This is a genomic window from Pontibacter diazotrophicus (assembly GCF_003367245.1).
Classification (GTDB): Bacteria; Bacteroidota; Bacteroidia; order Cytophagales; family Hymenobacteraceae; genus Pontibacter; species Pontibacter diazotrophicus.
Map to the genome: position 1 here is coordinate 1 of NZ_QRGR01000060.1, position 11,771 is coordinate 11,771.

Here is an 11,771-nt window from a genome sequence, read left to right on the forward strand (position 1 = left end):
GACGGGAGGGGACCAGCTGCGCTCCATCGACACTTCCCTCCTCTCTTACAGGCTGGTCAACAACTACGGCCCAACGGAGAACACGGTGGTGGCCACCTCCTACACACTGCCTGCCGCCCAGCAGCAGGGGCTTCCGCCCATCGGCAAGCCCATCAGCAACACCAGCGCCTACGTGCTGGACAGGTCCGGCAGGCTGGTGCCGCAGGGCGTGGCCGGGGAGCTGTGCATCGGGGGCGTGCAGGTGGCAAGGGGCTACCTCAACAGAGAAGAACTGACGCAGGAGAGGTTCGTCAAAGACCCCTTCAGCAAGGAGGCAGGCGCCAGGATGTACAAAACAGGAGACCTGGTAAGGTGGCTCTCTGACGGTAACCTGGAGTACCTGGGCAGGATAGACGACCAGGTGAAGATACGCGGCTACCGCATTGAACTGGGCGAGGTGGAGAGCGTGCTCAGCCAGTGCCAGGGCGTAGAGCAGGCGGTGGTTATTGCCAAGGCAGATGCCAATGGCAGCAAGCGCCTCATCGGGTATGCAGTTGCAGAGGAGTTCGATAGGGAGGCCATCATGAGCCAGATGAAAGCAAAGCTTCCGGAGTACATGGTGCCGTCCCTGCTGGTGGAGCTGGAGGAGATTCCGCTCACAGCCAACGGCAAAGTAAACAAGAAGGCGCTGCCGGAGGTGGACGCAAGTGAGGCGCTGACCAGCAGCTATGTGGCCCCTCGCACAGAGACGGAGGAGAAGCTGGCGAAGATATGGCAGGAATTGCTGCAGGTGGAAAGAGTGGGCGTGGAGGACAACTTCTTCGAGCTCGGCGGAGACTCCATTGTTACCATACAGCTGGTGAGCCGGGCCAGAAGGGCAGGCTTCTCTTTCCAGCCGCGGGATGTGTTCGAGCATCAGACCATTGCCTCACTGGCTGAAGTCGTGCAACCGGAGGTAGAGATACAGGCAGAACAGGGAGAGTTAACAGGCGAAGCAGGTTTACTTCCGATACAGCAGTGGTTCTTTGAGCAGGAACTTCAGGAGCCGCACCACTTTAATCAGGCGCTATTGCTGCGTGTAAATAAAGAGCTTTCGGTAGAGACGCTGGAAAAGGCAGTGAAAGCCATTGTGGCGCGTCATGATGCGCTTCGGTTTGCCTACCATTATACCGATGGAGTCTGGGAACAGGAGTATACTACGCAGGTAGGAGAGTTGATTACTGAAGACCTTACAGCTGTTTCGCAGCATGAGCTGTCGACCAAAATAGAGACAGTGAGTGCCGGATACCAGCAGCGCCTCAACATTGAGAAGGGTGAACTGATGCGGGCCGTGCTGCTGCAGACACCTGCAGCGGACGAAGGCAATCGCCTGCTATTGGTGATACACCACCTGGCAGTAGACGGGGTGTCGTGGAGGATATTGCTGGAGGACCTGGAGCAAGTACTGATGGCTATCAGCCAGGGAAATAATGTAGATCTGGGCGCGAAAGGTAGTTCTTACCGTCAGTGGCAGGGGGCGCTGCAGCATTATGCGGAAACAAAAGCGATCCGGCAGCAGGACTACTGGCAAAAAGTAGCGAAAGCAGGATTTAAGCTCCCTGCAGATTACGCAAATGATGCGCCGGTTCTAATAGGGGACCAGCAGAATTATCATGTATCTTTAAGTACTTCCCTTACGCATTCATTATTAACGGAAGCCCATCAGGCATACCACACGCAGATGAATGACTTGTTGCTGGCTGCTCTTGCCCGAACACTAGGAGACTGGAGCCAGCAGCATCAGGTAGTGATCGGCCTGGAGGGACACGGCAGGGAGGATATTTCTGCAGAAATGGATATCAGCCGTACCGTGGGCTGGTTCACAAATTTCTATCCTGTTCTACTTTCTCTTGAAGGGGAAAACTCTGACGCTGGATTAATCCAATCAGTGAAGGAACAGCTACGGCAGGTGCCTGACAAAGGGCTTGGCTACGGTGCGCTGCGCTACCTGCACCCTAATAAGACAGTGCGGGAAAGTATGACGGGAGAGAGCGCTGAGCTGGTATTCAATTACCTGGGGCAGCTGGACAATTCCCTGAATAGCAGTCGCTGGTTTGCCGGAGCAGGAGAGTCATCCGGAAGCCCGGTTAGCCCGGCCAACCTGGCAGGCAGCAAACTTAGTGTGAACGGCAGCATTTCCGGTGGCCAGCTTAGCCTATCGTGGGGCTATTCAACGAAGCACTATAAGCAGGAAACTATAGAGGCACTGGCAACGCAGTACCTGGAGGTGCTGAGCGAGCTGATTGCTCATTGCCAGGAGAAAGAGGTACCGCAGCATACACCATCAGACTACGGTCTTGGCGGCAAGGTTACTTACCAGGAGCTGGAAAGATTTCTGCAGAAAATGCAGGATGGCAAGTCTATGCAGGAGCAAATCAGCAGCCTGTACAGCTTAAGTCCATTACAGGAAGGCTTGCTGTTCCATGGCCTGTATGACAAAGAATCCCCGGCCTATGTGGAGCAGATGAGCTGCAGGATTAAGGGATTGGAGATAGCACCATTCAGGAGAAGCTGGGAGTACCTGCTGCAGAAACACAGTATATTAAGAAGCTCTTTCCACCAGGATATGAGCGTGCCGGTGCAGTGTGTGCACTACGAGGTAGCGTTACCGTTCGAGGTGCTTGATTTCAGGGATTTATCCGAAGAGGAGCAGCAGGCCCAGGTAAGCAGTTTCAAAGAAGCGGACAGCAAAAAAGGCTTTGACTTTAGCCAGGCACCGCTCCTGCGACTGACGCTGATAAGGCTAACGGATGAGGCTTACCAGTTGGTGTGGACACACCACCACCTGCTGGTAGATGGCTGGTCTATGCCGATACTGATGCAGGAACTGCTTAGTACCTATGAAGCTCTGAGTGCGGGAGATGAGCCTGCTGTAATAGAAGAGGACCGTTACGAGGAATTTATCCAGTACCTGCAAAAGAGGGATTCAGTAGAAGCCGGCAATTTCTGGCGAGAGTACCTTTCTGATGTAGAGGAGGCAACGCTGCTTCCGTTCGTGGATAGCAAGCAGGACCGTACGAAGGGTGGAGAAGAGTATCGTAAAGAGGAACTGATTCTGGCGGACAGCTTATATACCGAACTGCAGGATTTTGCTCAGAAGAACCGCCTGACTGTGAACACGATGATGCAGGGCGTATGGGCTTACCTGCTCTCCTGCTATACTGGGCAGCAGAATCCGGTGTACGGCGTGACAGTGGCCGGACGCCCTACTGAACTGGCCGGGTCGGAGACGCGGGTTGGTCTTTACATCAATACCCTGCCGCTGCACTCCACAGTAAACGCTGAACTACAGGTAAGTGAGTGGCTGGCTGGCCTTCAGGAGGGACACAGTAGGGCCCGGGAACATGCCTACACGCCGCTGCCGTCTATTCAGAACTGGCTGGGTGTGAAGGGCGACCTGTTTGACACGCTGATGGTGTTTGAGAACTATCCGATGGGAGAGGTTTTCGACCAGGAATGGGCACTACAGATAGAAGACCTGCAGATGGAAGAGCACACAAATTATCCGCTGTCTCTTATGGTGCAGGCAGGCAGGCAGCTTTCTGTGGAGTTTGGCTATAATGCTGCGCTGATAAGTGAGGCAACTGTGAAACGGATGAAGGGGCACTTCGCAAAAGTCCTGCAGCAGATCATCCGCCAGCCGGACATAAGTCTCTCTCAACTGGAACTGGTGACAGCAGACGAGAAGCAGCAGTTGGTGGTAGAGTTCAACAACACAGCTGTGGCCTATCCAAAGGACAAAACACTGGTGGATATGCTGGAGGAGCAGGTAAGTAAAGCACCTGATGCCGTGGCAGCAATATTCGAAGGCAGGGAACTGACTTATGCTGAGCTGAACAGGCGATCGAATCAATTGGCAAACTACCTTCAGAAGAAAGGAGTGGGGCCGGAAACGCTTGTACCTATCTGTATAGACCGCTCATTGGAGATGCTGGTGGGGCTGTGGGGTATCCTGAAAGCAGGAGGCGCTTATGTGCCGATTGACCCAAGTTATCCGCAGGAGAGAATTGGCTTTATGCTGGAGGATACAAAGGCTGAGCTTATGCTGACCAACGTAGCTTGTTCACGTGTACTCAAAAGGAAAAGAGCCACGAAGCAGGTGCTGCTTGACAGGGAATGGTTCAAAATTGCAAAAGAGTCGCCTGAAAAGCCTGATGTGAAGTTGCACCCATCAAACCTTGCCTATGTAATTTACACCTCAGGCTCTACGGGCAGGCCAAAAGGCGTACTGGTAGAGCACAAAGGGGTGGTTAACTTAGCCTTGAGCCAGGCAGAAGCGCTTCAGTTGGAAGCAAGCGACCGAAGCCTGCAGTTTGCCTCTATTGGTTTCGACGCATCCTGCTACGAGATCTTTAACACGCTCATGAGCGGGGGATGCCTCGTGATTCCTACCAAAAAAGATGTTTTATCGGTAGAGTCATTAAGCAGACTTATCAAAGAAAGCAACGTTGCTGTTGTCACGCTACCACCATCTTATCAGCATGTGATTAAGGATGAGCTCTCAACGCTCAAAACAATAGTATCGGCGGGTGAAGCACTGAACATTGAGCTAGCCCGGCTGATCCAGTCAAAAGGTATTCGACTGGTAAATGCCTACGGCCCTACAGAAAACACCGTCTGTGTGAGCTTGTCAGCTGATCCGGTTCTGGAAGATGGCACAGTTACGATTGGTAAACCGCTTCAAAACGTGCAAACGTACGTAATGGATAAAGCGGGTAAGGTGTTGCCTGTCGGTGTGCCTGGGGAGCTGTGTGTGGGCGGTGTTCAGGTGGCAAGAGGTTACCTGAACAGGCCGGAGCTGACACAAGAGAAATTTATCACGGATCCATTCAGCAGCGAGGAAGGAGCCAAACTTTATAAAACAGGTGACCTTGCACGATGGTTGCCAGATGGAAACCTGGAGTACCTCGGACGAATCGATGACCAGGTGAAAATCCGGGGCTATCGCATAGAGCCGGGCGAAGTGGAAAGTGTACTGGGCCAGTGCGAGGGTGTAAGGCAGGCCGTGGTCATTGTGAAGACAGACGTGTCGGGTAACAAGCGGCTGATAGGTTATGTAGTGGCGGAGGATAAGTTTGACAGAGAACGCATCATGCGCCAGCTAAAGGAAAGACTGCCGGAGTATATGGTTCCTTCTATGGTAGTGGAACTTGCGGATATTCCTTTAACTACAAGTGGAAAGGTGGACAAGAAAGCCTTACCGGAAGTGGAAGCAGGCGGGTTGCTGACCAGCGAATACATTGCTCCGCGTAGTCAGACCGAGGAAAAGCTTGTTACGATTTGGCAGGAGCTATTAAAGCTGGAGCGTGTGGGCGTGGAGGATAACTTCTTCGAACTAGGCGGTGATTCTCTGCTGGCTATCCGGTTATCAACTAAAATCAAGCATGCGTTCGGAGTAAAAGACCTGCAAATTGTGCACCTGTTTAAAAATCCGACCATTGCACAACTGGCAAATGTTCTTGAGGAGAAAGTAGAAGTTGACTCTCAAAAAGAGCAAGAGCACCTGCTTTTGCTTCATTCTGGAGGAGGTGGCAAACCTGTCTTTATTGTGCCGGGAATATACGGCATCAGCGATACCTATAATGAATTGGCTGAAGCTTTAGGTGAGGACCAACCGGTGTATGGTATTCGGATGCAGGGTATACTGGAAGGGGAAGAACCCTTGACAAGCATGGCAGAAATAGCGGCTAAGAATATAGAATGGATGAAGACTGTACAGCCAGAAGGGCCTTATAACCTGATAGGGCATTCTTTTGGAGGCATGGTGGTGTACGAAATGGTTCGGCAGCTGGGGAAGATGGGAGAAGCAGTAAAAACAGCTACCATCTTAGATGGAACACCTTCTAATAATATGGCTGAGGCAGAGAAGCGGAAGCAAATTGCGCACCTGGTTGAGCAGCTGTTCGAAAAGGTTTTTGAAGTAGCGGATCTCACAGAAGACTGGAAAAACCAGGTGAATAGAGAACTGCCGCTTACATCTTTCAAAGATCTGAGTGCTTACGTCAAACAAATGATGCACAGCAAAGGAGTGACGTTTGACAACATCGATTTTATGGAGAGAATATTCCATGTGCTGTTTGTAAACCTGCAGATAGCCTACCAGCCAGAAGAAAAAATAAGCAAAAAGTTGATTCTGGCAAAAGCACAGGAAAGTAACTGGGATGGTTATGACCTTAGCCTGGGCTGGGCAGACTATGCGAAGATGGTGCATATTATTACTTCTCCTGGCAACCATTATAGTATGATGGAGGGAGCAAATGCCGTGAAACTGGTGGAGGAATTACGAAAAGTTACCCGTTTGGCTGATGAAGGGTTGCTCACGAGGGATTAATTCCGGAGGCAGAAGCTTGCTTGTCCAGTATGAGGAATAATTATCAGCGAAGGACTTGTGCCTTTGCTGATAATTTAATGCAGGGATAATAGACGGGGATTGGATGTTTACCGTATGAATTACCTTAATCCTAAATGATGTGTAAAATATTATATAGGAGCACTAAGTAAGAACGATTTGGGCAGCTTGGATTTTGGAAGCTGACCAACACTATGAAATTGAGAAAACGAACTAAATCAAATTTAAGGATTACAATTATGAAGCAGAAGAAAGTTAAAATATTTGCTATTCCCTTTGCAGGAGGTAGCAAGTATTCGTACAGAGCGTTGGAAAATAAAGTGCCTTCTCATTTTGACTGGGAGACCATTGAACTCCCCGGAAGAGGAGCACGCATGCAGGAGGGGCTACTAACCGATATAAAGGCGACTACAGATTACATTTTCAAAGAAATACAGAATCGGGTACATGATGTTGAATACATGATTTATGGGCACAGCATGGGCACTTTGCTTGGGTATGAGTTAGCAAAGAAAATCATAAAATCGGGGCTGAAGGCTCCTATATGTTTGTTTCTGACAGGCCATGAAGCCCCCAGCCTGATTAAGTGTAAAAGGATATCTGCCTATGAAAAGAATGCCTTTTGGCAGGAAGTAAAGAAACTTGGAGGCATGCCAGATGAAGTGATGGAAAATGAGGAACTGAGGGACTTTTTTGAGCCTGTACTTCGTGCTGATTTTAAGACAGTGGAAGGATACAAATACCAGGCGCTGGAACAGCCATTACCTGTGCCTGTCTTTGTCCGGGTAGGAAGCGAAGAGGATATTTTGCAGGAGGATTTAATGGAATGGCAAAATGAAACGGAGTATAAACTTGATGTACAGGTTTTACCCGGAGATCACTTTTTCATATTCAAGAACCCAGACCATCTTATCAGGCACATAGATAATGCCTATGCTGTAGCAACCAGCATGCACAAATACAATGCTGCATGTTAGCAGCCTCGTTGTTTTAGCACAGCCAGAAAATACAATAACAAATTTGACTACATGATAAAATAGTATACTACAATCCAAACTTGATCATAACTGTGGCAATTCTCTTCTAAGAGAAGGGCGTGAATAAGGTGCATCTAAGCCAGAAATGGCAGCAGAATAATGTTTTCATTATTTCTACCAATAGAAGCTAATCTGATTCTATGTCCAACCAAAGGCACTGGTGTTAAGAATGTATGGCTATACAGCGCTTTTATCAGGTAAGAAGGAACACATGAAAGTATAAGGAATACATTTGCCGGCAGAGGAGAACAGACAATTTTACTCTCTTTCTCTGCTGCCCTGGTCTTTTGTGCCCGATGTGTCGCATACTTACATTATCAGAAAAGGGTCTTCCTTTAACACTAAAACACCTATTACACTAAAGGATGAGTAACGAAAGCAAATTATTTAATAAAAACTTCTTTTTGCTATGGCAGGGGCAGTTTGTGAGTCAGTTAGGATCACAGGCTTTCGCCATTGCCGTTTTATTCTGGACAAAGCACCAGACTGATTCCGGAACATTGGTTGGAATAGTACTAATGCTCTCCCTGCTACCACAGGTTTTGTTTAGCGCGATAGGAGGAGCTTTTGCCGATCATTATTCAAGGAAAAATATCATAGTGGCATGCGACCTGACTAGTGGTGTTTTTATGGTTGCGCTGGCTGTTTTATTTTTCTTTTTCCCTGAGGCAGATAACTTATTATTTATTAGTGTGGTCATCGCATCCATGGTGGTCTCAGCCGTTAAAGCCTTCTTCAACCCAGCCGTCATTGCTGCTCTTCCTGATATTGTTCCTCCCCAAAAAGTTGCAGCTGGCAATTCATCTTTGCAGATGCTGATACAATTGTCCTCTTTGGCCGGGTTAGGCCTGGGTGGTGTATTGTTCAGAGTATTAGGTGCTCCTCTGTTATTTCTGTTTAATGGACTTTCATTTATCTTCTCAGGAATTTCAGAATGTTTTATAAAAATTCCCCTTGTAAGGGCAGATAAAGACAAGGAAACAAAAAAAACAGTATCAGGCTTCAAAAAAGATATCATAGCAGGGGTGAAGCATATTATGAATCACAAGGGTTTGAAATCCACGTTTTATGTTTCTGCTTTGCTCAACTTTTTTCTGTCACCAATTTATGTCATACTTCCATTTTATGTAGAAGACGTGCTGCAACTCAAAACCGACTGGTACGGCTATATAGCCGGTATATTCGGTTTTGGTTCGATTATAGGCTATTTACTGGTGGGTGTACTAAGGCTGAATGGCTCCACCCGTAAAAACAGTATAGTTGTATCCTTTATAGTTAGCACGATACTCGTCATCGTTTTAAGCGCTATAAAAGTACTTGGGATAGTGTTAGTCTGCTTCTGCCTCCTTGGCTTATTTAATGGATTTATCAGTATCAACATTCTTACGCAGTTACAGCTGAGCATCAAATCTACAATGAGGGGGAGGGTGATGGGAAGTCTGATGACCTTAACAGGAGCTATCACACCGCTCTCTCTGGCTGCTTCAGGAATTGTTCTGGACCTTCTGGACCAGAATGCCCGGATTATGCTTCTTGTTTGTGGGCTTTTGTTAGGACTGCTCACAATTATCATTCTCTTCAATAAAAGCTTTCTCAAGTTTATCGCTACAGATCCTGTGGAAGGACTGGAATCTGAAGATGCTCCCAAAAGCAAGGAGGGAGTATTGGTGGCCGGTGAGTTGTAGCAAAACAATTATGCAGCATGTTGTTCCATTTGAGTATTTCTGCAGGGTTGCAATTGACGATGGTCAGCCTTCCTCAGTGACTTACTCGAATATGGTATGATGCATCTCAATTTGCGGATTTTCTTTATAAGTGGCCAGGTAGGATAGATGTGTTTGATTTAACCTCAAGGGAAACAAGTATAGTATTTTATCGTCCCAGATGGCCTTCCCATTCGCAATTTGAATTTTCTTTAGGGGTATACTCAAACCTTCTCCAAACGCTTTTATAGTCGCTTCTTTTTGCGTCCAGAGTGTGTAAAATGCTTTCAAAGTATCATCTGAAGTGGTTATTTCTGACCATTCGTCTGTTGTAAACTGTGTTCTGAAATCATGCAGTATGGTTGGTCGTATTTTTTCGACATCAATTCCTACTTTAACTGTTTTGCTGATGGCACAAACGATGTAATCCCCTGAATGGGCGATGTTAAAATCTAACGACTCATTAAAATAAGGCCTTTGGAAGTTAGTGTATCTAAGCTCTGTTAGTTTGTATTCACTCAATCCCAGGAAATGGAGCCCTTTTAGCAGAAGGAGTTTCCCAAATAAACTTCTTTCAGCATCTCTCCTGTCACGAAATCTTAGAATCTGCTCCTGATAACGCAGTGGCAGCTGGTGCAGATAGAAATCATACCGAGGATGCAGCGCAGTGCTTTTATAGTAAAAGACGTGAATCATAGATAGTGAAGGTGGAAGTATCGGTTTAATAACACAGTCTAGGCTTTGGGTTCGATGTGATTAATGCATTTATTTTAGATGCTTTCATGCTATATATAAATACAAAGTAGACTTGTGCCTGACTCAACATAGTTTTCTCAACCTATTCCTTTATTTGAGCAAAAGGGGCATTTAGCAGTGCATGGTAAATTTCCGGCATAACAGCTTGATAACCCTTAATACCGCAGCTAGCGCCAAGAGGTTTTTCCGAACATTATCCGTAGGAGTGTTACAGGTAAGATAAACCAAACATAGCCGTCATAATATAAGAAGTGAAATTATTTTCTCAACAAGAAGGTTAGTTTCTTTAGATTCGAATTACAATAGAAGAGAATGACAAAAGAAGAATTTGATGGCAAGTTCAAGGAGACACTGGATGCCATATTGCTAGCCATGGCTGAAAATTCAGAAATAGACCCACAGAAATTTTACAGCATGACCTGTGTTCTGGAGAACCTGAGCTTCTTTAGCCCAATACTATATGGAGCTATAAAAAAAAAGAAAGAACAATAGCTACTTATAAAACGAGTTTGCCACTATAACAGCGGCCTAAAATTATTCCAGACCGGTGTTATAGTGGCAAAGCACATTTTGCAAGGCACCTGTGTGTGTATAGGGGAAAAGCTGCCTTCAATTACCAAGTTGCTATCAAGCCTGGATTGGAAGTTGTACTCCTTTGAGCGCCTCAATAATTTTACCGGCCTTATCTGCACCATACTTTTCACGGATATATTGTTCGTTGATGGTAAAGCTTGGCGCCGCAGGATCACCGTCTGCATTATATTCTTTCCCTTCTGTTAAGCTTCCATCAATGTTTAAATCCGCAACCAAAGCGTTAGCACGATGCCAGAATGCTGTCCGGATAAGCGAGTCTGCAGTGTCTTTATCCGCTTCATCTTTTATTACCTGCGGGTCCAGGTCGTTTGCCGTACATATTTGATTGAATATGGCGAAGTCTCTTTCTGTCTTGTTTTCCATAATCCTATTTTTTTATACTGGCTTAAACGATGAAAACGGCACAAGGTCACATTTGTAAAACGAAATACTGCTCCAAAGTTTTGTATAGAACTTCATTCATCTTCTATCATAACCGAGAATTCTTGATATTTAAGGTGAGCGGAAAGTAAAAGGCTCTGTAGGTTCTATGAATCTGGCGGAACTCCCAGCGCATTCTATACTGTTATATCCCAGTGCCTGAGACGCAGGTAGCAAAAGCAAAAAGGCTATAAAAATTTATTTCCCCTTTGGAACTTCAGGCTGCTTTGTGCATGTTAATCCCCAGCAACCGGCGCTGAAAGGGGGCCGGGAACAGTAAAAGAGAGCGGGGCAAGCCATAGGAAAGGGCACCAGTCTTGCCTCCTTGCGCGAATCAGAGAGGCCTCGGGCAGGCCGCAGCAAAAAAACAGCAAAGTTTTCCGAAATTCTTTCCCGCGCAGTACCAGTTACTTGCGTGGAATCAGGCAAGGGGCAGCAGGTTTTCTTACATGCGGTTCTTGCGGATAGGAGGAAGATTGCTACTTTTGCATCCCCGTTCGGCAGGGACGGGAAAGAGAGAGTGGAAGTGAAGGCGCAGAGAAAAAAAACTTCTCCTCACTGCTTGCAAAGCCAGAAAATCTTCTTACCTTTGCATCCCGTTTCGGAAGGAGGCGGTCAGTGAGAGGGTTGCTAACACAGGCTCCACGAACTAAAGAAGGCCGGGGAAAAGAAAGAAATAACTTCCCTCCGGGTATTGCGAAAAGGAAAGAGTTTCGTACCTTTGCAACCCGTTTCGGAAGGAGGCCGGGAGGCTGAAAGAGAAAAAGAGGCAGGGAAATAAATCTTCTTTTCCATTGCGGATTGAGAAAAAGTTCTTACCTTTGCATCCGCTTCCAGAAACAAGGTGATAGGCCTTGCGGGAAACAAGAGAGAAACACCGGCAGTTGTACTGCC

Annotated in this window: 6 protein-coding genes; 4 read left to right on the forward strand and 2 right to left on the reverse strand. The window is 47.1% G+C overall.

The annotated features are described in order from the left end of the window. The 3 genes from DXT99_RS26355 to DXT99_RS26365 all read left to right on the forward strand — a co-directional run. The coding region (locus DXT99_RS26355) for an amino acid adenylation domain-containing protein (protein ID WP_147294326.1) at window positions 1–6,349 on the forward strand (6,349 nt) is incomplete at its 5' end. A gap of 257 nt (window positions 6,350–6,606) precedes the next feature. Continuing rightward, window positions 6,607–7,344 carry a thioesterase II family protein gene (locus DXT99_RS26360; RefSeq protein WP_181885287.1) on the forward strand — a complete coding sequence of 246 codons (738 nt, stop codon included), beginning with the start codon at window positions 6,607–6,609 and terminating at the stop codon, window positions 7,342–7,344. Window positions 7,345–7,769: 425 nt separating this feature from the next. Continuing rightward, window positions 7,770–9,089 (forward strand): MFS transporter, encoded by a 1,320-nt coding sequence (locus tag DXT99_RS26365; RefSeq protein ID WP_115568595.1) that lies wholly within the window; start codon window positions 7,770–7,772, stop codon window positions 9,087–9,089. 81 nt (window positions 9,090–9,170) lie between these two features. On the opposite strand, the gene DXT99_RS26370 is transcribed toward DXT99_RS26365, so the two are convergent. Further along, window positions 9,171–9,803, reverse strand: coding sequence for a 4'-phosphopantetheinyl transferase family protein (locus DXT99_RS26370; RefSeq protein WP_115568596.1), 633 nt, complete (start codon window positions 9,801–9,803; stop codon window positions 9,171–9,173). A gap of 372 nt (window positions 9,804–10,175) precedes the next feature. Between DXT99_RS26370 and DXT99_RS26375 the strand changes: the two genes are divergently transcribed. Continuing rightward, window positions 10,176–10,355, forward strand: a complete 180-nt coding sequence (locus DXT99_RS26375; protein ID WP_115568597.1) for a hypothetical protein — start codon at window positions 10,176–10,178, stop codon at window positions 10,353–10,355. A 135-nt stretch (window positions 10,356–10,490) separates the two neighbouring features. Here the strand turns inward: DXT99_RS26375 and DXT99_RS26380 are convergent, their stop codons facing one another. Beyond that, the gene (locus tag DXT99_RS26380) at window positions 10,491–10,820 is read right to left on the reverse strand and encodes a hypothetical protein (RefSeq protein WP_115568598.1); all 330 of its coding nucleotides are present in this window, start codon (window positions 10,818–10,820) and stop codon (window positions 10,491–10,493) included. Window positions 10,821–11,771: the final 951 nt, after the last annotated feature.